A 22,499-nucleotide genomic window follows, 5' to 3' on the forward strand; every position below is an offset into this window, starting at 1 on the left:
CATGGTCGACGACGCCCCCGGCCTCGCCCCCGAAGTCCTGCCGCGTCTGGGGCACCCCTATGTGCCCAGCCGCCCCCGGGCCAAGGCCCGCCGCGCCCTGGCCGCCCAGATCGCCTCGGCCACCCGCCCGGCCCGCCGCGAGCGCCGCGCGCCGCCTCCGCCGGTCACCGCCCCTATCGCCCCCAGCCAGGGGGGCATGGGCTTGGGCTTCTTCATCGCCCGCACCCTGCTGGAACGGTCCGGCGCCAAGGTGTCGGTCGGCGCCGGCGACGCCGCCAAGGGCCAGCCCGGCGGCGCTCGTGTCTCGGTTCGCTGGCCGCGCCAGGTGCTGGAAGTCACCGCCTCGGCCATGGAAGGCGATGGAACCTGATGTCGCAGTCACGAGCTTGGCCCTTGACCCTGCGTCCCTGACGCACGACCTGAACCCGCAGGAGAATTTCATGTCCGAACTCGAGACCCAGATCACGGAACAGATTGCGGCCCTCAGCGACAAGTCCTTGTTGCTGCTGGACGACGATCAGGCCCTGCGCACCCGTCTGGGTCGAGCGCTGGAATCGCGTGGCTTCGCCGTGGCGCTCGCCGGTTCGGTGGCCGAGGCGAACGACGCCCTGCGCCAGTCGGTCCCCGCCTTCGCCGTGCTGGACATGCGTCTGGAAGACGGCAACGGCCTGAAGGTGGTCGAGATGATCCGCGAGCGACGTGAGGACGCCCGCATCNNCGCATCGTCATGCTGACCGGCTACGGCGCCATCGCCACGGCTGTCGCGGCGGTCAAGGCCGGCGCCGTCGACTATCTGCAGAAACCCGCTGACGCCGACGACGTGGTCAAGGCTCTGCTGTCGTCCGGCGAAGCGCCCGAGCCGCCGGAGAACCCCATGTCGGCCGACCGGGTGCGCTGGGAGCATATCCAGCGCGTCTATGAGCTGTGCGACCACAACGTGTCGGAGACGGCCCGCCGTCTGGGCATGCACCGCCGCACCCTGCAACGCATCCTGGCCAAGCGCGCGCCGAAGTAACGACCCGCTCCCGCAAAGGGAGAAGGATCAGTCCCGCATCGTCCTGAGCGCGCCCAGGCGGGCGAAGGCCAGGGTCAGGGCCTTGCGGCGCGCGGGGGCCAGGGGGGTGACGGGCGCGTCGCGCACCACCGCCCCGCCAAAGCCGTCGGCCACGATCAGGCCCGGCTCGTCCGGCAATACGCCCTGCGGAAACTCCGGGGCGACGGCGAAGTAGAAGGCGTCGCAGAAGGGGCCGTACTCGTGCCATTTGCGGTCGACGCGGTAGTCGTCGATGCCCGACTTCACCTCGCAGATGACGATGTCGCCCTTGGGCCCCAGGGCCATGACGTCGGCGCGCCGTCCATTGGGCAGGCAGACCTCCAGCAGGGGCGCATAGCCCATGTCCAGCATCAGCCGCGCCGCCCCCCGCGTGACGGACAGGGTCGTCTCCGGGCGGCTGAAGACCAGTTCGAGGTGAAGCGCGGCAGCGGGCATTCGCCTTTATGTTCCGCCTATGTTCCTACCGCAAGCGCTGCCGGTTCACGCGCCATTCGTCCCGCGTCTGGCCCCATAGGTTGACCGCGTGCTCATGGAAGGGTGGCGGCATGACGCCCGGCCCGCGATTGGTCGAGCCCAGCCGCTCGGCCACCTTTTCCGACGCCCGGTTGTCGGGGTCAATGCAGTGGATGACGTCCGGCCAGTCCAGCACGTCGCAGGCGTAGTCCATCGTCGCCGCAGCGGCCTCGATCGCATAGCCCTTGCCCGTGGCGTCGCGGTGCAGGCTCCAGCCCACCTCGCGGCCCGGCCAGCCATAGGGATGCAGCGGCCCGATGCGCCCCATCCACAGGCCGGTCGTCTTCTCGATCAGCGAGAACATGCCCTCGCCGTGCAGCGCCCACATGCCCGCGACCGAGGCGATGCCGCGCCACACCTCATGCCGGGACTGCACCCCGCCGATGAAGCGCGTCGTCTCGGGATCGCTCATGAAGTCGGCCCAGCGCGGAAAATCCTCCAGCGTCGGCGGGCGCAGGAACAGCCGCTCCGTCTCCAGCGTCGGACCGAGGGGCGATGTCGGGCGGTCGATCACAACAGATACTCGCGTTCCAGGGTGTAGACGCTGCCGTCCCCGGTCAAAACGCTGGAGTAAAGCCCGAAGCGATCCACCCGGATCGGCGGCGACTTCAGCAGATTGTGCCCGGTGATCCAGGCGCCGATGCGGTCGGGGTTCGCCTGGGGCTTCAGATAGGCCAGAGTGACGTGCGGCCGGTATTCACGCTTCTCCGGCGGAACGCCCGCCCGCTCCCCCGCCGACCGGCAGCGCCCGGCCAGGACGTTCAGTCGCTCGGACCGCTCCAGCCCGGCCCACAGGGTATGGCTGCGATGGGCGTCGCCGAAGGCGCCGACGCCGTTCAGGGTGATCTCGAACGCCCCGCCGCCCTCGGCTCGCGTCAGTTCCGAGGCCAGGTCGTCGGCCGTACGCTCGGACGCCTCGCCATAGAAGGCCAGGGTGACGTGCAGGGCGTCCAGCGGCCGCCAGCGCGCGCCCGGCAGGCCGGATTGACGCCGCGCCAGGGTCTCGGCGACGTCCTCGGGAATGGCGATGGCGGTGAACAGGCGCAACATGCGACCCTTGGTAGCGGGCGGAACCGGCGGCCGGAAGTCCGGTTTTTCTTGCAAGGATGCGTCTGCATCCCGATATTTCAGCCAAAGGTCGGGACATTCCCGGCCGAATGGGAGACTTCTTTCGCGATGAGCGATTTCAACAACGGCTATGCGCGCCCGCTTCCGCAGTCGGCGGACATGTCCGTCGACGCCGGTCTGCGCGCCTTCATGCTGGGCGTCTACAACAAGCTGGCGATCGGTCTGGTCGTCGCGGGCGCCCTGGCCTACGTCACCGGCAACGTCCCGGCGGTGCAGCAGCTGCTGTTCGCCCGCATGGACGACGGCCGCATCGGCCTGACGATGCTGGGCATGATCGTCCAGTTCTCGCCGCTGGTCATGCTGTTCGGCTCGATGTTCTTCATGAAGAACCCGACCGCCAAGGGCGTGAACATGCTCTACTGGGCCGTGGTCGCCACCATCGGCGCAGGCCTGGGCGTGCTGTTCCTGCGCTACACCAACGGTTCGCTGGCCTCGACCTTCTTCGTCACCGCCGCGGCCTTCGCGGGTCTGAGCCTGGTCGGCTACACGACCAAGAAGGATCTGACCGGCATGGGCACCTTCCTGATCATGGGCGTGATCGGCCTGGTCATCGCCTCGATCGTGAACATCTTCATGCAGTCGGGCGTGATGTACCTGATCATCTCGGGCGCCGGCGTGCTGATCTTCTCGGGCCTGATCGCCTATGACACCCAGCGCTTGAAGATGACCTACTACGCCCTGGGCGGCGACAAGAACGCGATGGGCGTGGCGACGGGCTTCGGCGCGCTGAGCCTGTTCATCAACTTCATCAACCTGTTCCAGTTCCTGCTGGCCTTCATGGGCAGCCGCGAATAGGGGCTTTCCAAGGCGCTATGGCCGTGACGCGGTCACGGCCGACTTGAGCGCAGGCCTCAAGCAGCCCGAAGGGCGATAGGCCAAAAAAGAATGAGGCCCCGGCAGCAACGCCGGGGCCTTTTTCTTAGCTGCGTTCACGTTGAGGGTTGGCGACTGCCTAGCTCCAGGCATCCCGGCGGGCGCCGGGATGCGCGGGAATGAAAGGGCGCCCTACTCCACCACCGTGAACTTGCGGCTGTCGAAGACGCGCAGCACCTGGGCCAGGTCGCGGCCGCGCTTCAGCACATGGCCGCCCTCGCCGATCACGGCCCACTGGCCCTGTTTCAGGCGCAGGGCCGGACGCTTCTCGATCCGATAGAGCGGCGCGTCGCCGTGGCGGCGAAAGACGGCGAACTCGGCGTGGTCCTTCTGGCCGGCCATGGCGTAGTCGCGCCATTCGCCCGCCGCCACCATCCGCCCATAGACCCGCAGCATCTGGTCCAGTTCGCGGCGGTCGAAGAAGACCGGCCCCGCCTCCGGTTGCGCATTCGGACTGTCGACGTCGAAGCTCATGGCTACAACTTAGGCCGCTCGCCGCGAAACGCCAGCGGCGGATCACGGGTCGGATCAGGGCCTGAACGCTTGTCACCCGCCGCGCGCCCGTCCAAAAGGCGGAACAAGTTCTAGATACGGAGACGAACCCATGGCGACGAGCGAAGGCTGGGACATGCCCACCGGAGACCTTATGAAGGGCAAGAAGGGCCTGATCATGGGGGTCGCGAACTCCAGCTCCATCGCCTGGGGCATCGCCTCGCAGCTGGCCGCCCAGGGCGCCGAGCTGGCCTTCACCTACCTGGGCGAAGGTCTTGAGCGCCGCGTGCGCCCGCTGGCCGAAAGCGTCGGCGCCAAGCTGCTGATCCAGGCCGACGTCACCGACGACGCCTCCATGGACGCCGCCTTCGCCGAGCTGGAGAAGGAATTCGGCACGATCGACTTCGTCGTCCATTCGGTGGCCTTCGCCAACAAGGACGAGCTGAAGGGCTCCTTCGTCGACAACACCACCCGCGACAGCTTCCTGCTGGCCATGAACATCTCGGCCTTCAGCTTCGTCGACGTGGCCAAGCGTTCGGCCAGGCTGATGCCGAACGGCGGCTCGATGATCACCCTGACCTACCTCGGGTCCGAGCGGGTCATTCCGAACTACAACACCATGGGCGTGGCCAAGGCCGCCCTGGAAGCCGCGACCCGCTACATCGCCCGCGACCTGGGTCCGAAGAACATCCGCGTCAACGCCATCTCGGCGGGGGCCATGCGCACCCTGTCGCTGGCCGGCATCTCGGGCGGGCGCGGCCTGCACTCCAAGTCGGCGCAGTTCTCGCTGATCAAGGAAGAGACTTCGATGGAGGGCGTCGCCGGCGCTGCCCTGTGGCTGTGCTCGGACCTGGGCCGCTCGACCACGGGCGAAGTCGTCCACGTCGACGCCGGCTTCCACGCAGTCGGCCTGCCGGACGACATGGAAGGCTGAACCCTTCTGACAGCCGAAACACAGAGGGTCGCCGGACACCGGCGGCCCTTTTTGCATCTCCCCCCACTACCCGCTCATCCCGGCGTCCGCCGGGATGAGCGGGTAGGGACAGGTTTCCTCTTCCGACGCACCGCCGCCCGGCCTAGCTTGGGCGCATGAGTTCCATACGCCTGCCCCCGCCCGCCAGTTTCTCGGCCGCCGCCGTGGCGACCGTCGTCGGTTTCGGCGGCACGGTCGCCCTGGTGGTGCAGGCCGGACAGGCCATGGGGGCGGCGCCCGCTCAGATCATCTCCATGGTCACGGCCCTGTGCCTGGGCATCGGCCTGCCCGGCGCGGTGCTGAGCTGGCGGCTGAAGATGCCGGTCGTCCTAGCTTGGTCGACGCCGGGCGCGGCCCTGCTGGCCGCCTCCACGCTCGGCCTCGGCTGGTCGACGGCCGTGGGCGCCTTCGTCATCGCCGGGCTGATGATGGTGCTGACCGGACTGGTTCCGGCGCTGGGGCGGTTGGCCGAGCGTATTCCCGCCGCCGTGGCCTCGGCCATGCTGGCGGGGGTGCTGCTGCCCTTCTGCCTCAAGCTGTTCCTCGTCTTTCCGACCGATCTGATGCTGGCGGCGGGACTGCTGCTGGTCTTTCTGGTCATGCGTCGACTGGCGCCCGCCTGGTCCCTGCCCGCCGTTCTGGTCGCCGCCTTCGCCGTTCTGACCGTGCGTGGTCAGGTCGCCCTGCCCGAGGGAACCGGCCTGTTCGGCGCACTGTCGCCGGTCATGCCCGCCTTCGACTGGAAGGCGGCGGTCAGCCTGGCCCTGCCGCTCTATCTGGTGACGCTGGCCTCGCAGAATCTGCCCGGCCTGGTGGTGCTGAGGGCCGCCGGCTACGCCCCGCCCGCCGGAAAGCTGATCTTCTGGGGCGGGCTGACCAGCACGCTTCTGGCGCCGTTCGGGGCGCACGGCGTCAATCTGGCCGCCATCACCGCCGCCATCTGCACCGAGCCGGACGCCCACCCGGACGCCGCCAAACGCTGGACTGTGGGGGTGATCTACGGCCTGTTCTACCTGGTCGTCGCCCTGTTCGCCGCGCCGCTGGCGGGCCTGTTCATCGCCATGCCGACGGGGGCGCTGGCCGCCATCACCGGCCTGGCCCTGATCGCGCCCCTGACCGGATCGCTGGGGGCCATGATGGGCGAGATCAAGGATCGCGAGGCGGCGGTGCTGACCTTCGCCGCCACGGCGTCGGGCGTGGCCCTGTTCGGGGTCGGCTCGGCCTTCTGGGGCCTGGCGGTCGGCTTCCTGACGCTGGCGGCGCGGCGGTGGATTCCCGCGCGCGGCTGAGCCGCTTCTCCGCCTTTTACACTTCGCGCCCTTTACGGCCCGAGCGGGACCGTGGCAGCTTCTTCGCCTCGGCCGACTGGCGGCCGTCAGAGCGAGACGATCATGGCGCACAAGTTCGAAGTCTATCAGGACAAGGCCGGCGAGTTCCGCGTCCGGTTCAAATACAACTCCGAGATCATCTTCTCAACCGAGGGCTATTCCGACAAGTCGGGCGCCAAGCGCGCCATCGAGTCGATCAAGAAGTACGTCGGCGACGCCCCGACCGAAGAAGTCTGAGCGGACGCGGGGGCGCGGCGCACCGCCCGCCCCCGCAACCTCGCCTTACGGCTGCGCCGGGACGTTCAAGCCCCGCTGCACGGCCGGACGGGCCAGCCCGCGCCCCAGCCAGGCGGCCACGCGCGGGAAGTCCGCATAGCCGACCAGTTCGCCCGCCCCATAGTGTTCAACCAGGTTGCGCACCCAGCCCAGGATGGCGATGTCGGCGATGGTGTAGTCGTCGCCCATGATCCAGGTTCGGCCTTCCAGACGCCCTTCCAGCACGCCCAGCAGACGCCGCGATTCCACGACGTAGCGATCGCGCGGCCGCTTGTCCTCGAATTCGCGGCCCGCGTATTTGTGGAAGAAGCCGACCTGGCCGAACATCGGACCGATGGCCGCCATCTGGAAGAAGACCCACTGGAGAGTCTCATAGCGCGCCGCCGGATCGGTCGGCAGGAAACGCCCCGTCTTCTCCGCCAGATAGACCAGGATGGCGCCGGACTCGAACAGGGCCAGCGGCTTATCCCCCGGACCGTCCGGGTCGATGATGGCGGGGATCTTGCCGTTCGGATTTAGCGACAGGAACTCGGGCGTCCAGGTCTCGTCCTTGCTGATATCGACCAGGTGCGCCTCATAGGGCAGGCCCAGCTCCTCCAGCAGGATGGAGACCTTCACCCCATTGGGCGTCGCCAGCGAATAGAGCTGCAGCCGGTCGGGATGTTGCGGCGGAAACGGACGGGTGACGGGAAAGGCGGACAGATCGGCCATGGGGCGCTCCAGGTCGGGTTGAGCCCCTAATGTCGGGAGCCCCAGCCAAACCGCAACCGCTTCGGCGTCAGTCTTCGTCGCGATCGCTGACTTCGGTCGGGCGGACGATGCGCAGCCAGCCCTCATTGATGTGCAGTTCCGGCGCCGCCTCGCGGGTGAAGGGCAGATACCAGGTCGGGCCGCCCTCGGCCGGGGCGATCTCCAGCATGTCGTCGGCGCCGAAATTCTGAACCGACTTCACCTTGCCCAGCACCACATCGGCCGGATCACGCGCCTCCAGACCCACCAGGTCGGTCAGGTAGAACTCGTCTTCGTCAGGCTCTGGCAGGGCGTCGCGGGTGACGAACAGCTTCTGGCCGCGCCGGGCGTCGGCCTCTTCCTTGGTGGCGATCTCCTTGACGCGCGCCACCACGCCCGCCTTGTCCGGCCGCGCCGAAAGCAGGGTCAGCACCGGCTTGCCGTCCGCGCCCAGCAGCGGCGAATAGCCGACCAGGGCCATGGCGTCGGCGGTATAGGCGCTGATGCGCACCTCGCCCTTCACCCCGAAGGCGCCGCCGATCTGGCCGACCAGGATCAGTCTGTCTTCGCTGCTCATGGCCGGGCTCCGTTTGCCGATGCGATGGGTCCAGATAGCAGAAAAGCAGCGCCCCGAAAGGACGCTGCTTTCCCGTTTCAACCGGCCGTAACCGGGTGAAGAGATAAGGCTCAGGCCTGCTCTTCGGTCGCCTCGGCGGCGACTTCAGCAGCCGCTTCAGCCGCAGGGGCTTCTTCAGCCGGCGCTTCTTCCACGGCCGGAGCAGCGGCGGCGGCGGCGGCGGCTTCAGCGGCCTCGGCCTTGGCGGCGGCTTCGGCTTCCAGGCGGTCGGCTTCGCGCTGAGCGCGTTCGGCGGCGCGTTCCTGGGCCTTCTTGCCCGGCTCGGCCTTCTTCGGGTTGTTGCCCTGGGTCCACTTGACCTTGGCGCCCAGGACTTCGTCCTGCGACAGGAAGCGGGCGACGCGGTCGGTCGGCTGAGCGCCCTTGACCAGCCATTCCGAGATGCGCTCCTGCTTCAGGACGACGCGCGGGGTGGCGCTGTCCTTCGGCAGCATCGGGTTGTAGCTGCCGACGCGCTCGATGAACTTGCCGTCGCGCGGGCTGTGCGAGTCAGCGATGACGATGTGGTAGTAGGGGCGCTTCTTGGCGCCGCCGCGGGCCAGACGAATCTTCAGCATTTTCAGTCTCTTTCTAGAAAGGCGTTAGTTCTTTTTGGGGAAGCCCGGCAGACCCGGAAGGCCCCCCGGAAGTTGTCCGCCGCCCAGACCCGCCAGGCGGTCCTGAATGGCTTTCATTTCATCGGCCGAGGGTTCCGGCATCTTGCCGCCGCCCAGAGCCTTCAGGCGGTTCATGTCCGGACCGCCGCCACCCATGCCGGGCAGGCCGCCCATCATGGAGGCCATCTTCTGCAGGTTCTTGCCGCCGCCCTTGGACAGCGACTTGACCATGTCGGCCATCTGCCGGTGCTGCTTCAGCAGGCGGTTGATGTCCTGAACCTCGACGCCGGCGCCCTTGGCCACGCGCTTCTTGCGGCTGGCGTTCAGCAGGTCGGGCTTCTTGCGCTCGGCCTTGGTCATGGAGCTGATGACGGCCAGCTGGCGGTCGATCATCTTGTCCGAGACGTTGTTCTCGGCCATCTGGTTCTTCAGCTTGGCCACGCCGGGCAGCAAGCCCATGATGCCCTGAAGACCGCCCATCTTCTTCATCTGGTTCAGCTGGCCCGCCAGATCGTCCAGATCGAACTGACCCTTGGCCAGCTTGCGGGCCATCTTCTCGGCCTTGGCCTGGTCCAGCTCGCCCGCGGCCTTCTCGACCAGGGCGACGATGTCCCCCTGACCCAGGATGCGGCCGGCGACGCGGCGGGCGTCGAAGACGTCCAGCGCATCGACCTTTTCGCCCGCGCCCAGATATTTGATCGGCAGGCCGGTGACGGCGCGCATCGACAGCATGGCGCCGCCGCGCCCGTCGCCGTCGGCGCGGGTCAGCACCAGGCCGGTCAGCGGCAGGCGCTCGTGGAAGGCGGCGGCGGTGCGCACCGCGTCCTGACCCGTCAGGCTGTCGGCGACCAGCAGGGTCTCGACCGGCTTGGCGATTTCGGCGACCTCGGCCACCTCGTTCATCAGCCCTTCGTCCAGGGTGATGCGGCCGGCGGTGTCAAGGATCAGGACGTCGAAGCCCTGCAGCTTGGCCGACTGCAGCGCGCGGCGGGTGATCTGGACCGCGCTCTCACCCGCCACGATCGGCAGGGTCGCGACCTCGATCTGCTGGCCGAGCGTAGCCAGCTGCTCCATGGCCGCCGGACGACGCGTGTCCAGCGAGGCCATCATGACCTTCTTCTTGTCGAACTTCGACAGACGCAGGGCCAGCTTGGCCGAGGTCGTCGTCTTGCCCGAGCCCTGCAGACCGGCCATCAGCACGACGGCGGGCGGGGTCGCATTGGTGTTCAGCGGAACCGGCTCTTCGCCGCCCAGCATCTCGACCAGGCCGTCATAGACGATCTTGACCACCTGATCGGCGGGCTTGACCGCGCGGATGACTTCCTCGCCGGTCGCGGCCGTCTTGGCGCGGGCGATGAAGTCCTTGACCACCGGCAGGGCGACGTCGGCCTCGAGCAGGGCGACGCGGACCTCGCGCAGGGCCTCCTCGACATCCTTTTCGGACAGGGCGCCGCGGCCGGTGATCCGGTCGAAGACGCCTGTCAGCCGCTCGTTCAGAGCCTCGAACATTCAAACCCTTTCATGCGCCTGGGCCTGAAGCCTCCATGAGAAACGCCCATAGGCGGGCGACCTCTGCGAACGATCACGTCGACAGAGGCCCTCTCCATCCTCGTCCATCTTTGAAGTGCGCTACCGGCCTTCGGCCTGCTTGAGCGCGTGCTCAAGTAGCGCGAAGCGCGATAGCACAACCCAAAATGGGGTCGTGATGGTGGAGGCGCAGGTTCAATTGCGCCGGAAGTCGCGGCTTATGGCGGAAAAGCAAGGTGATGTCGACTCCGTTTCTCGCGACGAAAGGCGACCACACAAAGGGTTTCTGCGTTGCAGCATGGGCTGGCGCGCTCGGATCCCGCTGATACGGTTCCTGTCCGGCCTCCCCGCTGAGAGACGACCCACATGACCCAGACCCCCGAGTTTCCCCACGACCGCCTCCGCGACGAAGTCCGGCTTCTGGGCGCCTTGCTGGGCGAAGTGATCCGCGACGAGGGCGGCCAGGATCTCTACGACCGTATCGAGGCGGTGCGTCAGGCCTCAGTGGCCTATCATCGCGATCCGGGATCGGACGGCGCCTCGGAGCTGGAGCGGCTGTTGGGCGAGCTGTCGCTGGATCAGGCCATCGGCCTGACGCACGGCTTCGCCGCCTTCTCCCTGTTGGCCAATGTCGCCGAGGACCGGGCGGGCAAGCGCCGCGCCCAGGCCCAGGCCGAGGCAGGCGAACGGGCCGACACCCCCGAGGGCGCGCTCAAGCGCCTGGCCGAGGCGGGCGCGGACAGGGCGGCGGTGCGCGACCTGCTGGCCCAGGCTCTGATCTCGCCGGTGCTGACCGCCCACCCGTCCGAAGTGCGGCGCAAGAGCGTCATCGACCGCACCACGGCGGTCGGCGAGCTGCTGGACGGCTGCGACCGCGACGGGATCGCCTGCGACGCCGAAACCCTGAAGGCGGCCCTGCGCCGTCAGATCGTCATCCTGTGGGCCACGCGGCTGACCCGCGCCTCGGCCCTGGTGGTGCAGGACGAAATCGACACCGTGGTCGACTGGCTGCAGCGCATCTTCCTGCACGTCGCCCCGGCCCAACTGGCCGAGTGGCGCCGCCTGCTGGACGCGCCGGATCTGACGCCCTTCGTGCGCATCGGCTCCTGGGTCGGCGGCGACCGCGACGGCAACCCCAACGTCGACGCCGACACCCTGCGCGCCGCCTTCCGCAGCCAGGCCCGCGCGGCGCTGGGCTTCTATCTGGACGAGGTGCACGCCCTGGGCGCCGAACTCAGCCTGTCCATCGACCTGACCCGCGTCACGCCCGAACTGGCCGCCCTGGCCAAGGGGTCCGGCGACGCCTCCATCCAGCGCGCGGACGAGCCCTATCGCCGGGCGCTCAGCCAGATCTACGCCCGCCTGTCCGCCGCCCACCCCGCCCTGACCGGCGAGCCGACGCCGCGCCCCGCCCGCTTCGCAGCCCCGCCCTACGACGGCCCCGACGCCTTCCGCGCCGATCTGAACATCCTGCACGACAGTCTGGTGCGGACCCACGGCGCCGTCTTCGCCGACGACCGGCTGGCGCGACTGATCACGGCGGCGGACGTGTTCGGCTTCCACATGGCGACGCTGGACCTACGCCAGAACTCCGACGTGCATCAGCGCGTGGTCGCCGACCTGCTGAAGGTGGCCGGCGTCTGCCCCGACTACGCCGCCCTGGACGAGGCCGAACGGCTGGCTGTGCTGGCGCGCGAGCTGGCCAGCCCACGCCCCCTCTTCTCGCCCTATGCCGACTATGCGGCCGAGACGCTGAAGGAGCGCGCCATCCTTCAGGCCGCCGCCGAGGCCCTGGCGACCTTCGGATCGCAGGCGATCCGCACCCACATCGTGTCCAAGACCGACGCGGCCTCGGACATGCTGGAGGTCTATCTGCTGCTCAAGGAGGTCGGCCTCTACGACCCGGCCGCCCCCGGCGCCTGCCCCATCCAGGCCGCCCCCCTGTTCGAGACCATCGACGACCTGCGCGCCGCCCGCGCCACGCTGGAGCGCGTCCTGGCCGAGCCTTCCGCCCGCGCCGTGGCCGAGGCGCGGGGGGTGCAGGAGGTGATGATCGGCTATTCGGACTCCAACAAGGACGGCTCCTACCTGACCTCGGGCTGGGAGCTGCACGAGGCCTCGCGCGCCCTGCTGGAAGTCACGCACGCGGCGGGGGTGCGGCTGCAACTGTTCCACGGCCGAGGCGGCGCCGTCGGACGCGGCGGCGGTTCCGCCTTCTCGGCCGTGCTGGGCCAGCCCGCCGGGACGGTCGCGGGCCGCATCCGCGTCACCGAACAGGGCGAGGTCATCGCCAACAAATACGGCGAGCCGGAAGTCGCACAGCGCAACCTCGACGCCCTGACCTGCGGAACCCTGCTGGCCTCGCTGGGGCCGCAGTCCGACGCGGACTACAGCGCCGAGCACGGGGCCACGGCCGCGCGCCTGTCGGCCGCCTCGATGAAGGCCTATCGCGCCCTCGTCTATGAGACGCCCGGCTTCGTCGACTATTTCCGCGCCGCCACCCCCATCGCCGAGATCGCCGACCTGAAGATCGGCTCGCGCCCGGCCAGCCGCACCGCCTCCCCCGCCATCGAGGATCTGCGCGCCATTCCCTGGGTGTTCAGTTGGTCGCAGTCGCGGGTCATGCTGCCCGGCTGGTTCGGCTTCGGCTCGGCGGTTCAGGGCGAAGACCCGGCCGAACTGCGCGCCATGGCCGAGGTCTGGCCCTTCTTCCGCACCGTGGTCCAGAACATGGAGATGGTGATGGCCAAGGCCGACATGGCCATCGCCCGCCGCTACGCCGGACTGGTCCCCGACGCCGCCCTGGCCGAACGCATCTATGACGCCATCCACGCCGAGTGGGACCGCACCGTCGCGGCCGTCCTGTCGATCACCGGCCAACAGGCTCTATTGGGCGCCCAGCCCGAACTGGACCGGCTGATCCGCCAGCGCATGCCCTATGTCGAGCCGCTGAACCATGTGCAGATCGAGCTGATCCGCCGCCGCCGCGCAGGCGACGACGACCCGCGCGTCCGCAACGGCATCCTTCTGGCCATCAACGGCGTGGCGGCGGGCCTCAGGAACAGCGGCTGATCACAGCCACCGAGTCCGCTTGAAGGTGACGTACAGGCCGATGCAGATGGCGACGATCAAGGCCAGCACCGCCGGATAGCCATAGGTCCAGCGCAGCTCGGGCATGTAGTCGAAATTCATGCCGTAGATGCCCGCCACCGCCGTCGGCGTCGCCAGGATGGCGGCCCAGGCGGCCAGCTTGCGGGTGATGACGCCCTGGCGTTGCTGCTCCAGCAGGTTGGACACCTCGAACACCGAGGCCAGGATGTCGCGCAGGCCCGCCGCCCGGCTGGCGACGCGGCGCACATGGTCGGCCACGTCGCGGAAGTAGGGGCGGACCTCGCGGTCGATGCAGGGCAGGTCCAGCGACTGCAGCTTGACGCAGACCTCCTCCATCGGCCCCAGCACCCGGCTGAACTTCAGCAGTTCGCGGCGCAGCTGGAACAGGCGGGTGATGTCGGCGCGCGACAGGAAGCTGTCGAGGGCGACCTGCTCCATCTCCAGCACCTTGTCCTCGATGGCGTCGATGATGGGGATGTAGCCGTCGACGATGAAGTCCAGCACCCCGTGCAGGATGAAGTCCGGCCCGTGGCTCAACTGGTGCGGCGAGGCCTCCAGCTGGGCGCGCAGCTGGGTATGGGCGCGAGCCGAGCCGTGACGGATGGTGATGACGTAGTTGGGCCCGACGAAGACGTGGGTTTCACCGTACAGGATGCGATCGCCCTTGGCCTGGGCCGTGCGGGCGACGATGAAGAGCTCGGAGCCATAGACCTCCAGCTTGGGGATCTGGTGCGCCGTCAGCGCGTCTTCGACCGCCAGGGGGTGCAGGTGAAAGCGGCGGACCAGGACGTCGAACTCATCGTCCGTCGGCTCATGCAGGCCGATCCACAGGTATTCGCCCTTGGCCAGGGCCAGGCCCTGATCCGTCAGCGGCGCCTCGCGCACCCGCTTGCCGTCCTTGTAGACGTAGGAGGCGACGACGCTCATGGGCGCTCCTTCTTTGCTGGGCCGCGATCAGAAGGCTCCGCCTTGGCTGCTTCGCGCCGCCCTTCGGGTCTCGACCCGACGCGACCCGTGACACAGCCAAGGCTTACGCCACCCCGGCCGAAATAGAAAAGGCCCGGCGGATTTCTCCGCTAGGCCCCTTCAACTTTGTTAGCCAACGGCCTCAAGTAGGCCGAAGGCCGGTAGGCCCCTTAGGAAACAGGGAAGCCGCGCACCTTCAGCAGGGCCGCCACGTCCGGGTTGCGGCCGCGGAACTGGCGATAGGCGTCGCCGCGATCCGTGGTGTTGCCCGGCGCCAGGATGATCGACTTGAAGCGGCCGCCGATGTCCGGATTGAAGACGTCGCCCGACTCCTCGAAGTAGGCCCAGGTGTCGGCGTCCATCACTTCCGACCACAGGTAGGAGTAGTAGCCCGCCGAATAGGCGTCCGAGGTGAACAGGTGATTGAACTGCGGCAGGCGGTGCCGCATCACGATCTCCTTGGGCATGCCCAGACGGCCCAGGGAGGCCTTTTCGAAGGCGTCGATGTCGGTCGGCGGCGTGGCCTGGGTGTGCAGGTCCATGTCGACCAGGGCCGAGGACAGGTAGCTGACCGTGGCGTAGCCCTGGTTGAAGGTCGAGGAGGCCTCGATCTTGTCCACCAGCGCCTGCGGCATCGGCTGCTTGGTCTCGACGTGCTTCATGTAGCCGTCGAGGATCGGGCGGCTCAGCACCCAGTGCTCGTGCACCTGCGACGGATATTCCACGAAGTCGCGCGGCGTGTTGCCGAACGACGGATAGGTCACCACCGACGAGAAGTAGTGCAGGGCGTGGCCGAACTCGTGGAACAGGGTCTCGGCGTCGTCCAGCGAGATCAGCAGCGGCTGACCGTCCGGCGCCTTGACGAAGTTGTTGTTGTTCGAGGCCAGGATCGGCTTCGAACCCGTCAGCTTCGAGAACGAGCGATAGGTGGTCATCCAGGCGCCCGAACGCTTGCCCGGACGGGCGAAGTCATCGGCGTAGTAGAGGCCGATCAGCTTGCCGGTGGCCTTGTCGGTGACCTCATAGGTGGTCACGTCCGGCTCGAAGGTCGAGACGGTTCCCTTGGGCAGTGGCTTGAAGACGAAGCCGTACAGGCGCTCGGCCATGTAGAAGGAGGCCGCGCGCACGGCGTGCAGTTCGAAGTAGGGCTTCAGCTCGTTCTGATCGAGGTCGTACTTCGCCTTACGCACCTTCTCGGCGTAGTAGAGGTAGTCCCACGGCTCGATGTCGTGACCGGCGATCGCCTTCATGTCGGCGACTTCCTCGGCGACGCGGGCCTTGGCCGGGGCCCAGACACGCTGCATCAGGTCCATCGCCGCGGCCGGGGTCTTGGCCATGGTGTCCTGCATGCGCCATTCGGCGTGGTTGCCGAAGCCCAGCAGGCGGGCGCGCTGCTGACGCAGGGCGACGATGCGGGCGATGGTCGACTTGGTGTCGTTGGCGTCGCCGTTGTCGCCGCGCTTGGCGAACTTGGTCCAGACCTGCTGACGCAGGGCGCGGTCGTCGGCGAAGGTCAGGAAGGGATCGACGCTGGAGCGGGTGTTGACGATAGCCCAGCCCTGGACGTTGCGCGTGCGCGCGGCCGCGGCGGCGGCGGCCTTGTTCGAGTCCGGCAGGCCCTTCAGACCGGCCTCATTGGCGATGACGGTCCAGGTGTTCTCGTCGGCGACCACCTTCTGGCCGAAGCCGGTGAAGGCGTTCGACAGGTCGGTGTTGATGCGGCCCAGCTCGGCCTTGCCGGCGGCGTTCAGGGCGGCGCCGTTGCGCACGAAGGCGTCGCGGCTGCGTTCGGCCAGACGCTTCTGCTGGGCGTTCAGGCCCGCCGCGTCGGCGCCGTCGGCCACGGCCTTGATGCGGGCGAACAGCTTCTCGTTGAAGGTGATCTCGTCCGAGGCGGCCGACAGGATCGGCGACAGCTCGGTCTCCAGCACGTCCCACTGCTCGCCGCCGATGTTCGAGGTCATGACGCTGAACACGTTCATGGCGCGGTCCAGCGGCTCGCCGACCATCTCCATCGCCGCCATGGTGTTGGCGAAGGTCGGGGCTTCGGCGTTGTTCGCGATCGCGGCGATGTCGGCGCGTTGCAGTTCGATGCCTTCCAGGATGGCTTCGCGCATCTTGGGCGCCGTCACCTTGTCCCACGGCGGCACGCCCTCATAGGGGCCGGTCCAGGGCTGCAGCAGCTCGGCGCGCGGCGCGGCGGCAGGCAGGACGGCGCGGGCGATGCGGGCCTCATCGGCGGTCGTCAGGGCGGCGACGGCGCCGCTCACGGCGTTCTCCACGGTCCCGGCCGAGGCGCAGCCCGACAGGGCGAAGAGGCTCGCGCCCCCGATGAGAAGATGACGTCTGTGCATCCAGGTCTCCCAACCATAGCTGTTTCGGACGTCCTTCGGCGCAGCGGCCCCCGACGTCGCATAAATCCGGTTTAGTCCTAACTATTGGACGGCGAAACCCCGCGAGGCTAAAGGCCGCTGCATGGCGATAGGCGTTTTCGACTCCGGCGTGGGGGGCCTGACGGTCCACCGCGAACTCACGACCCGCTTTCCGACGCGGGACTTCATCTATCTGGGCGATCAGGCCCACGCTCCCTATGGCGGGCGCAACGGCGAGGATATCGTCGAACTGACGCGCGCCGGGTGCGAGCGCCTGTTCGAGGCGGGCGCCTCCGTAGTCGTGCTGGCCTGCAACACGGCCTCGGCCATCGCCCTGCGTCGCCTGCAGCAGACCTGGATTCCGGGGATGCGCGAAAAGCTGGGCCGCCCGGTCAACGTCCTGGGCATCATCGTCCCGACCATCGAGGCCGCCACCGGCCTGCCCTGGTCGTTCGAGGCCGAGCGCAACGGCCGACTGGAAGGCGAGAAGAAGCAGGCGATCGACATCACCGGCGTCTTCTGCACCGCCGCCACGGCCATGAGCCGGGTCTATGAGATCGAGATCGACAAGCGCCGCGACGATCTGGCCGTCTTCACCGAGGCCTGCCCCGGTCTGGCCGGTCTGATTGAGCTGGGCGCCCCGCCGGAAGAGCTGAAGGTGGTCGTCGACGACCACGTCGACGCCCTGCGCCGCCGCATCGGCCGCCACCCGGACAAGGCCATCCTGGGCTGCACCCACTATGAGATCGTGGCCGACCTGTTCGCCCAGGCCCTGCCGCCCGGCGTCCAGGTCATCAGCCAGCCCGCCGCCGTGGCCGACTCTCTGGAGCGCTATTTCGACCGCCACCCGGAATACGAACTAGGCTCGTCGGCGCGCCGCGACTTCCTGACCACGGGAACGCCCGGCCCGCAGTCGGACCTGGTCGCCCAATTCTGGGGCGCGCCCCTGACGTTCGATCAGGCCTGAGACAAGGCCCGCTATTCGGCGGAACGCGCCCCGTTGCGTCGCTGGCCGAAGGTCGGGGCCCGCTCCTTCTGCTGCGCCCAATAGGCCGGGCCGTCGTCCGGCTTGAACATGGTGCGCGGCACGCCGTTGCGGTCCACCACGGCGAAGGTGTTGGTCGAAGCCTGATAGAACAGGGTGTCGCCGTTCGGCCGCTTGACCGTCTCGGTGCCGGACGGCGTGCTCTCGGTGAAGGCCTGAACCTTCTGCAGATAATCCTCGGCCGACCTGGCGCCGAAGTCCGCGCCGTTGCGCTCATACAGCCGCTGCACCTTGGCGTCGGCGGTTTCCCGCCGATTGGCCGTGACCGGCGGCTTGGCCGCTTCCAGCGACGCAGCATCCGCCACGCCGTCTTGCGCCCCCTCTGAAACCAGGCCGACCGGTTCGGCCGTGCTGCGATCCCGCGTCTCGACCGCCGAGCCGCCGCTGTCGCATCCCGCCAGAACCAGAACCGCCGCAGCCAGGGCCGCAGACATCCGCACATGCATGGCATCCCCTCCTGAAAACCCGCCGAACGCAGTTAGGCATACAATTTTTGTTCCGGCAATGTTCCATTGACGGAAACGTCAGCGACGTCGCTTTGTCTCGACGCCGTCACCCCGCCCGGCTACAGATTTCACCATGACCGCACCCTCGCTTTCCGGCCACAAAATCCTGCTGATCGTCGGCGGCGGCATCGCCGCCTATAAGGCGCTGGAGCTGATCCGCCTGTTCAAGAAGGCGGACGCCGAGGTGATGGCCGTGTTGACCAAGGCCGGCGCCGAGTTCGTCACCCCCATGTCGCTGGCGGCCCTGACCGGCCATCCGGTGCGGCAGGATCTGTTCATGCCGGAAGACGAGACGGCCATGGGCCATATCGAGCTGTCGCGCTGGGCCGATCTGGTGGTGGTGGCGCCCGCCACGGCCGGACTGATCGCCAAGGCCGCCAACGGCATGGCCGACGACCTGGCCTCAACCACGCTTCTGGCCACCGACAAGAAGGTGCTGCTGGCCCCGGCCATGAACGTGCGCATGTGGCTGCACCCGGCGGTGCGGGCCAATGTCGAGCGGCTGAAGGGCTTCGACGGCTTTCACGGCATGGCCGTGGTCGGGCCGGACGACGGGATCATGGCCTGCGGCGAGTTCGGGCCGGGCCGCATGGCCGAACCCCCGGTCATCTTCGACGCCGTCGCCCGCCTGCTGGCGGGACCGGACGGCCGCCCGCTGACGGGTCGGACCGCCGTGGTCACGGCCGGGCCGACCTTCGAGCCGATCGACCCTGTACGCGGCCTGACCAACCGTTCCAGCGGCAAGCAGGGCTACGCCGTCGCCGCCGCCCTGGCCGAGCTGGGCGCACAGGTGACGCTGATCTCCGGCCCGGTGGCTCTGGACGCGCCCGTCGGCGTGACCCGCGTCTGGGTCGAGGCCGCCACTGAGATGAAAGCCGCCGTCGAGGCGGCTCTTCCCGCCGACATCGCCGTGATGAGCGCCGCCGTGGCCGACTGGCGCGTGGACGGCGTCGCCTCAGGCAAGATCAAAAAGAAGCCGGGCGGTCCGCCGTCGCTGGCCCTGATCGAGAACCCCGACATCCTGGCGGGCGTCTCCGCCCCCGGTCCGCGCCGTCCGAAACTGGTGGTCGGCTTCGCCGCCGAGACCAGCGACCTGGAGGCCAACGCCCGCGCCAAGCTGTCGCGCAAGGGGTGCGACTGGATCGTCGGCAACGACGTCTCGGACGAGGTCTTCGGTTCGGACGGCAACGCCGTGACCCTGTTCACCCAGGACGGCTCCGAGCCCTGGCCGCGCCAGTCCAAGACCGAGGTGGCGCGCAAACTGGCCCTGCGCATCGCCGATCACTTCAAGGCCTAGAAGAGACCTCCCCGTCATGACCACCATCCGTGTCGAACGCCTGCCCCACGCCGAGGGCCTGGCCCTGCCCGCCTATGAGACCGCCGGCTCGGCGGGCATGGACCTGCGCGCCGCCATCGGCGATGGCGAGACGCTGGTGCTGGAGCCGGGCCAGCGCAAGCTGGTCCCGACCGGGCTGAAGATCGCCCTGGAGCCCGGCTATGAGGCCCAGGTGCGCCCGCGTTCGGGCCTGGCGCTGAAGCACGGCATCTCAGCGCCCAATTCGCCGGGCACCATCGACAGCGACTATCGCGGCGAGGTCGGGGTCATCCTGATCAACCACGGCGAGCTGCCGTTCGAGATCAAGCGCGGCGACCGCATCGCCCAGATGGTCATCGCCCGCTACGAGCAGGCCCGGATGGTCGAGGTCGAGGCGGTGGACGAGACCGCGCGCGGCGGCGGCGGCTTCGGCTCAACCGGACGTTGACGCCAACCCTACTTTCGCATCCTTAGATACTGGTCTAGCGTGGCCGTCATGAACACGCTGGATCAGCTTGTCTATTGCAGCCGCTCGCAACTGGCGCCGGACGATGAACGGGCTGCGCTCCTCGACATCGTTCACGTCGCCGCCTTCCTGAACGCCCGCAACGGCATCACGGGGGCGCTGGCCCTGCAGGACGGCGTGTTCGTTCAGTGCCTGGAAGGCTCCCCCACCGCGCTCGACATCCTGATGCTGCACCTGCATTTCGACGAGCGGCATGAAGAGATCGAGGTCATGGCGCGCGGACGCATTGAGCGCCGCGCCTTCCCCGCCTGGGGCATGACCGTTCCGGCGCAGAGCCCGTGCGACACGCTCAGCCGCCTGATCGCGCAGCGCTCCGACGACCTGGCCGCCTGGCGCGAGGCCATGGGCGCCCTGCTGACCGAACCGGCCTGACACCCTCAAGCAACGAGCCGCCGCGCGGCGAGCGATAACGCGGGGAGCGCGCCAGCGCCCCTCCAACATCACGCCTGCCGGAAGCCCAGCACGTCCTGCATGTCGTAGAGGCCGGGGCGGCGGTTGCGCACCCAGGCGGCGGCGGCCACGGCGCCCTTGGCGAACAGGCTGCGGTCCATGGCCGAGTGCGACAGGGTCAGCATCTCGTCTTCCGAGGCGAACATGACGGTGTGGTCGCCGATCACCCCGCCCGCCCGCAGGCTGGCGAAGCCGATCTTGCCCGTTTCGCGCGGGCCGGTGATGCCGTCATAGGGAGCGCTGCGCAGTTCCTTCAGATCGCGGCCCCGGCCGTTGGCGGCGGCCTCGCCCAGCATCAGGGCCGTGCCCGAGGGGGCGTCGACCTTGCGCCGGTGATGCGTCTCCAGCACCTCGATGTCCCAGTCGCGCGCATCCAGCCGCAGGGCGGCGTGCTCGACCAGGCCGATCAGGATGTTCACGCCCAGCGAGAAATTGCCGCTCATGACGATGGCGATCTTGTCGGCGGCGGCCTCGATCTCGGCCTCCTGTTCCGGCGTCAGGCCGGTGGAGCCGACGACCAGGGCCGGTCCGCCCGCCGCAGCGCAGGCCTTGGCCAGGGCGACCGAAGCCTCGGGCGTCGAGAAGTCGATGATGACGTCGCACAGCTTCAGGTCGACCGTCTCGCCACGATCGAAACGGGCGGCGACCACCACGTCCTCGCGGGCGTCCAGAACCTGAGAAACGGCGCGGCCCATGCGGCCCCGGGCGCCGGAGATGCCGGCGTGGAAGATGTCGCTCACGCAGTCTCTTTCGGATTATCGGCGTCGCCGCCCAGGATGTCGGCCCAGAAGCGCTTGGCCTTGCCGGCGAAGCTGGTGTTGCGCGGCGTCTGGGTCTCGCCCAGGGAGTCCGCCAGTTCGGTCAGCAGCTCCTTCTGACGCGCGGTCAGTTCGGTCGGCGTCTCGACGAACAGCTCGACCACCAGGTCGCCGCGACCGCGCCCGTTCAAGTGCGGCATGCCCTTGCCCTTGATGCGGACCGTCTTGCCCGTCTGGGCGCCCGCGGGCACATCGACCGCCGCCCTGCACTTGCCGTCGCAGGCGTCGGAGACCAGGCAGGGAGCGTCGACGATGCCGCCCAGCGCCGCCACCGTCATCGGCACCGGCACCGTGACCAGCAGGTCCAGGTTGTCGCGTTCGAACAGCTCGTGCGGCAGCACCGACAGGAAGACATAGAGGTCGCCGCGCGGCCCGCCGCGCTGGCCCGCCTCGCCCTCGCCCGACAGGCGGATGCGCGAGCCGTCGTCGACGCCCGCCGGCACCTTGAGGCTGAGCTTGCGGGTCTTGCGGACCTGGCCGTGGCCCCGGCAATTGGTGCAGGGATCGGCGATCATCTCGCCCGAGCCGCCGCAGCGGGGGCAGGTGCGCTCGACCTGGAAGAAGCCGTTGGCCTGGCGCACGCGACCGGCGCCGCCGCAGGTGGAGCAGATGGTCGGCTTGGTGCCCGCCTTGGCGCCCGAGCCGTCGCAGACCTCGCAGGTCATCAGGGTCGGGATGGCGATCTCAACGTCGGCGCCCTTGTAGGCCTGCTCCAGCGTGATCTCGAGGTCGTAGCGCAGGTCCGAGCCGCGACGCGGGCCGCTCTGTTGCTGGCGCCCGCCGCCCCGGCCCCCGAAGGCGTCTCCAAAGGCGTCGCCGAAGACCTGGGAGAAGATGTCGTTGATGTCGTGGAAGCCCTGGCCGCCGCCCTGGCCGAAGGGGTTGCCTCCGCCTGCGCCGCCGCCCACGCCCGCGTGGCCGAAGCGATCATAGGCCGCGCGCTTCTGCTCGTCCGACAGGACGGTGTAGGCTTCGGAGATTTCCTTGAAGCGGGCCACGGACTCTTCGGAGCCGCCGTTGCGGTCGGGGTGGTGCTCCATCGCCAGCTTGCGATAGGCGCTCTTGAGCACGACGGCGTCCACCGTCCGCTCGACCCCCAGAATCTCGTAATAGTCACGTTGCGCCATCAGGCGTTCGTCCTCTTACTTTCCCGCCGCGCCAGGGTGCTGTTCGGCCTCTCTTGATCTGGAGGCGTTCCGTTCGCGGATGACCGACGGCCTGCCTGATGACATGGGCGCCCGGTCGAATGATGCAAGTTTCATGA

The 22,499-nt window shown here is 68.6% G+C and carries 22 protein-coding genes and 2 pseudogenes; 11 read left to right on the forward strand and 13 right to left on the reverse strand.

Features of this window, described 5'->3' with window-relative positions; genetic code table 11:
- A pseudogene (locus B2Y21_RS07785) lies at positions 1-370 on the forward strand (sensor histidine kinase); the annotation flags it as partial.
- A 70-nt stretch (positions 371-440) separates the two neighbouring features.
- Positions 441-1,015, forward strand: a pseudogene (locus B2Y21_RS07790) (ActR/PrrA/RegA family redox response regulator transcription factor).
- A 27-nt stretch (positions 1,016-1,042) separates the two neighbouring features.
- Here B2Y21_RS07790 and mmcB read toward each other — a convergent pair.
- Genes mmcB through thpR form a run of 3 tightly spaced genes read right to left on the reverse strand, consistent with a single transcriptional unit; the run spans position 1,043 to position 2,617 of the window.
- The gene (gene mmcB / locus B2Y21_RS07795; RefSeq protein ID WP_292058643.1) at positions 1,043-1,489 is read right to left on the reverse strand and encodes a DNA repair putative endonuclease MmcB; all 447 of its coding nucleotides are present in this window, start codon (positions 1,487-1,489) and stop codon (positions 1,043-1,045) included.
- 25 nt (positions 1,490-1,514) lie between these two features.
- Positions 1,515-2,081: a GNAT family N-acetyltransferase gene (locus B2Y21_RS07800; RefSeq protein WP_292058645.1), complete on the reverse strand. Its 567-nt coding sequence runs from the start codon at positions 2,079-2,081 to the stop codon at positions 1,515-1,517.
- Positions 2,078-2,617 carry an RNA 2',3'-cyclic phosphodiesterase gene (thpR, locus tag B2Y21_RS07805; protein ID WP_125899540.1) on the reverse strand — a complete coding sequence of 180 codons (540 nt, stop codon included), beginning with the start codon at positions 2,615-2,617 and terminating at the stop codon, positions 2,078-2,080. The genes B2Y21_RS07800 and thpR overlap by 4 nt, the downstream gene beginning before the upstream one ends.
- 126 nt (positions 2,618-2,743) lie before the next feature.
- On the opposite strand from thpR, the gene B2Y21_RS07810 reads away from it, so the two are divergent.
- Positions 2,744-3,490, forward strand: coding sequence for a Bax inhibitor-1/YccA family protein (locus tag B2Y21_RS07810; RefSeq protein ID WP_076224445.1), 747 nt, complete (start codon positions 2,744-2,746; stop codon positions 3,488-3,490).
- Between the two features lie 210 nt (positions 3,491-3,700).
- On the opposite strand, the gene B2Y21_RS07815 is transcribed toward B2Y21_RS07810, so the two are convergent.
- Complete coding sequence (locus B2Y21_RS07815; protein ID WP_003166665.1) at positions 3,701-4,042, reverse strand: DUF2794 domain-containing protein; 342 nt, start codon at positions 4,040-4,042, stop codon at positions 3,701-3,703.
- A 154-nt stretch (positions 4,043-4,196) separates the two neighbouring features.
- Here B2Y21_RS07815 and B2Y21_RS07820 point away from each other — a divergent pair, with 154 nt between their 5' ends.
- The 3 genes from B2Y21_RS07820 (at position 4,197) to B2Y21_RS07830 (ending at position 6,598) form a co-directional block, all read left to right on the forward strand.
- Positions 4,197-4,994, forward strand: a complete 798-nt coding sequence (locus tag B2Y21_RS07820; protein WP_162200520.1) for an enoyl-ACP reductase FabI — start codon at positions 4,197-4,199, stop codon at positions 4,992-4,994.
- Between the two features lie 155 nt (positions 4,995-5,149).
- The gene (locus B2Y21_RS07825; protein WP_292058654.1) at positions 5,150-6,322 is read left to right on the forward strand and encodes a benzoate/H(+) symporter BenE family transporter; all 1,173 of its coding nucleotides are present in this window, start codon (positions 5,150-5,152) and stop codon (positions 6,320-6,322) included.
- Between the two features lie 102 nt (positions 6,323-6,424).
- Positions 6,425-6,598 (forward strand): YegP family protein, encoded by a 174-nt coding sequence (locus tag B2Y21_RS07830; RefSeq protein WP_076224443.1) that lies wholly within the window; start codon positions 6,425-6,427, stop codon positions 6,596-6,598.
- Between the two features lie 45 nt (positions 6,599-6,643).
- On the opposite strand, the gene B2Y21_RS07835 is transcribed toward B2Y21_RS07830, so the two are convergent.
- The 4 genes from B2Y21_RS07835 to ffh all read right to left on the reverse strand — a co-directional run bounded on the left by B2Y21_RS07835 (position 6,644) and on the right by ffh (position 10,108).
- A complete protein-coding gene (locus B2Y21_RS07835) occupies positions 6,644-7,348 on the reverse strand; it encodes a glutathione S-transferase N-terminal domain-containing protein (RefSeq protein WP_292058660.1) in 705 nt (234 codons plus the stop codon).
- Between the two features lie 67 nt (positions 7,349-7,415).
- Complete coding sequence (gene rimM, locus B2Y21_RS07840; RefSeq protein ID WP_292058661.1) at positions 7,416-7,943, reverse strand: ribosome maturation factor RimM; 528 nt, start codon at positions 7,941-7,943, stop codon at positions 7,416-7,418.
- Positions 7,944-8,053: 110 nt separating this feature from the next.
- Positions 8,054-8,560 carry a 30S ribosomal protein S16 gene (gene rpsP, locus B2Y21_RS07845; RefSeq protein WP_292058664.1) on the reverse strand — a complete coding sequence of 169 codons (507 nt, stop codon included), beginning with the start codon at positions 8,558-8,560 and terminating at the stop codon, positions 8,054-8,056.
- A 24-nt stretch (positions 8,561-8,584) separates the two neighbouring features.
- Entirely contained in the window at positions 8,585-10,108 is a 1,524-nt protein-coding gene (ffh, locus tag B2Y21_RS07850; protein WP_003166662.1) for a signal recognition particle protein, read from the reverse strand.
- 384 nt (positions 10,109-10,492) lie between these two features.
- Between ffh and ppc the strand changes: the two genes are divergently transcribed.
- Positions 10,493-13,198 (forward strand): phosphoenolpyruvate carboxylase, encoded by a 2,706-nt coding sequence (gene ppc / locus B2Y21_RS07855; protein ID WP_292058667.1) that lies wholly within the window; start codon positions 10,493-10,495, stop codon positions 13,196-13,198.
- Here ppc and B2Y21_RS07860 read toward each other — a convergent pair whose 3' ends face one another.
- Both B2Y21_RS07860 and B2Y21_RS07865 read right to left on the reverse strand, forming a co-directional pair.
- The gene (locus tag B2Y21_RS07860; RefSeq protein WP_125899549.1) at positions 13,199-14,164 is read right to left on the reverse strand and encodes a magnesium and cobalt transport protein CorA; all 966 of its coding nucleotides are present in this window, start codon (positions 14,162-14,164) and stop codon (positions 13,199-13,201) included.
- Between the two features lie 209 nt (positions 14,165-14,373).
- Positions 14,374-16,557: a M3 family metallopeptidase gene (locus B2Y21_RS07865; RefSeq protein ID WP_292058669.1), complete on the reverse strand. Its 2,184-nt coding sequence runs from the start codon at positions 16,555-16,557 to the stop codon at positions 14,374-14,376.
- Between the two features lie 121 nt (positions 16,558-16,678).
- Here B2Y21_RS07865 and B2Y21_RS07870 point away from each other — a divergent pair, with 121 nt between their 5' ends.
- Positions 16,679-17,542: a glutamate racemase gene (locus B2Y21_RS07870; protein WP_292058671.1), complete on the forward strand. Its 864-nt coding sequence runs from the start codon at positions 16,679-16,681 to the stop codon at positions 17,540-17,542.
- An 11-nt stretch (positions 17,543-17,553) separates the two neighbouring features.
- Here the strand turns inward: B2Y21_RS07870 and B2Y21_RS07875 are convergent, their stop codons facing one another.
- Positions 17,554-18,054 carry an S-type pyocin family protein gene (locus tag B2Y21_RS07875; protein ID WP_292058673.1) on the reverse strand — a complete coding sequence of 167 codons (501 nt, stop codon included), beginning with the start codon at positions 18,052-18,054 and terminating at the stop codon, positions 17,554-17,556.
- Between the two features lie 145 nt (positions 18,055-18,199).
- Between B2Y21_RS07875 and coaBC the strand changes: the two genes are divergently transcribed.
- The 3 genes from coaBC to B2Y21_RS07890 are packed head-to-tail and all read left to right on the forward strand — an operon-like array spanning position 18,200 to position 20,339.
- Positions 18,200-19,423 (forward strand): bifunctional phosphopantothenoylcysteine decarboxylase/phosphopantothenate--cysteine ligase CoaBC, encoded by a 1,224-nt coding sequence (gene coaBC / locus B2Y21_RS07880; protein ID WP_292058675.1) that lies wholly within the window; start codon positions 18,200-18,202, stop codon positions 19,421-19,423.
- A gap of 16 nt (positions 19,424-19,439) precedes the next feature.
- A complete protein-coding gene (gene dut, locus B2Y21_RS07885; RefSeq protein WP_292058677.1) occupies positions 19,440-19,889 on the forward strand; it encodes a dUTP diphosphatase in 450 nt (149 codons plus the stop codon).
- 48 nt (positions 19,890-19,937) lie between these two features.
- A complete protein-coding gene (locus B2Y21_RS07890; RefSeq protein ID WP_292058679.1) occupies positions 19,938-20,339 on the forward strand; it encodes a BLUF domain-containing protein in 402 nt (133 codons plus the stop codon).
- A gap of 68 nt (positions 20,340-20,407) precedes the next feature.
- Here the strand turns inward: B2Y21_RS07890 and dapB are convergent, their stop codons facing one another.
- Both dapB and dnaJ read right to left on the reverse strand, forming a co-directional pair.
- Entirely contained in the window at positions 20,408-21,157 is a 750-nt protein-coding gene (gene dapB / locus B2Y21_RS07895; RefSeq protein ID WP_076224433.1) for a 4-hydroxy-tetrahydrodipicolinate reductase, read from the reverse strand.
- Positions 21,154-22,362 carry a molecular chaperone DnaJ gene (dnaJ, locus tag B2Y21_RS07900; protein ID WP_292058681.1) on the reverse strand — a complete coding sequence of 403 codons (1,209 nt, stop codon included), beginning with the start codon at positions 22,360-22,362 and terminating at the stop codon, positions 21,154-21,156. Before dnaJ ends, dapB begins: the two co-directional genes overlap by 4 nt.
- Between the last annotated feature and the right edge of the window lie 137 nt (positions 22,363-22,499).

It is taken from the genome of Brevundimonas sp. UBA5936 (assembly GCA_002430835.1).
Taxonomy (GTDB): Bacteria; Pseudomonadota; Alphaproteobacteria; order Caulobacterales; family Caulobacteraceae; genus Brevundimonas.

Bases quoted from the DNA above. Each gene is read 5' to 3' on its own strand.
- B2Y21_RS07820 (WP_162200520.1), top strand. From the start codon at position 4,197: ATGCCCACCGGAGACCTTATGAAGGGCAAGAAGGGCCTGATCATGGGG.
- dut (WP_292058677.1), top strand. From the start codon at position 19,440: ATGACCACCATCCGTGTCGAACGCCTGCCCCACGCCGAGGGCCTGGCC.
- dnaJ (WP_292058681.1), bottom strand. From the start codon at position 22,362: ATGGCGCAACGTGACTATTACGAGATTCTGGGGGTCGAGCGGACGGTG.
- ppc (WP_292058667.1), top strand. From the start codon at position 10,493: ATGACCCAGACCCCCGAGTTTCCCCACGACCGCCTCCGCGACGAAGTC.
- B2Y21_RS07860 (WP_125899549.1), bottom strand. From the start codon at position 14,164: ATGAGCGTCGTCGCCTCCTACGTCTACAAGGACGGCAAGCGGGTGCGC.
- B2Y21_RS07825 (WP_292058654.1), top strand. From the start codon at position 5,150: ATGAGTTCCATACGCCTGCCCCCGCCCGCCAGTTTCTCGGCCGCCGCC.
- B2Y21_RS07890 (WP_292058679.1), top strand. From the start codon at position 19,938: ATGAACACGCTGGATCAGCTTGTCTATTGCAGCCGCTCGCAACTGGCG.
- ffh (WP_003166662.1), bottom strand. From the start codon at position 10,108: ATGTTCGAGGCTCTGAACGAGCGGCTGACAGGCGTCTTCGACCGGATC.
- rimM (WP_292058661.1), bottom strand. From the start codon at position 7,943: ATGAGCAGCGAAGACAGACTGATCCTGGTCGGCCAGATCGGCGGCGCC.
- B2Y21_RS07810 (WP_076224445.1), top strand. From the start codon at position 2,744: ATGAGCGATTTCAACAACGGCTATGCGCGCCCGCTTCCGCAGTCGGCG.
- mmcB (WP_292058643.1), bottom strand. From the start codon at position 1,489: ATGCCCGCTGCCGCGCTTCACCTCGAACTGGTCTTCAGCCGCCCGGAG.
- B2Y21_RS07815 (WP_003166665.1), bottom strand. From the start codon at position 4,042: ATGAGCTTCGACGTCGACAGTCCGAATGCGCAACCGGAGGCGGGGCCG.
- thpR (WP_125899540.1), bottom strand. From the start codon at position 2,617: ATGTTGCGCCTGTTCACCGCCATCGCCATTCCCGAGGACGTCGCCGAG.
- coaBC (WP_292058675.1), top strand. From the start codon at position 18,200: ATGACCGCACCCTCGCTTTCCGGCCACAAAATCCTGCTGATCGTCGGC.
- B2Y21_RS07830 (WP_076224443.1), top strand. From the start codon at position 6,425: ATGGCGCACAAGTTCGAAGTCTATCAGGACAAGGCCGGCGAGTTCCGC.
- B2Y21_RS07875 (WP_292058673.1), bottom strand. From the start codon at position 18,054: ATGTCTGCGGCCCTGGCTGCGGCGGTTCTGGTTCTGGCGGGATGCGAC.
- B2Y21_RS07865 (WP_292058669.1), bottom strand. From the start codon at position 16,557: ATGCACAGACGTCATCTTCTCATCGGGGGCGCGAGCCTCTTCGCCCTG.
- B2Y21_RS07870 (WP_292058671.1), top strand. From the start codon at position 16,679: ATGGCGATAGGCGTTTTCGACTCCGGCGTGGGGGGCCTGACGGTCCAC.
- rpsP (WP_292058664.1), bottom strand. From the start codon at position 8,560: ATGCTGAAGATTCGTCTGGCCCGCGGCGGCGCCAAGAAGCGCCCCTAC.
- B2Y21_RS07835 (WP_292058660.1), bottom strand. From the start codon at position 7,348: ATGGCCGATCTGTCCGCCTTTCCCGTCACCCGTCCGTTTCCGCCGCAA.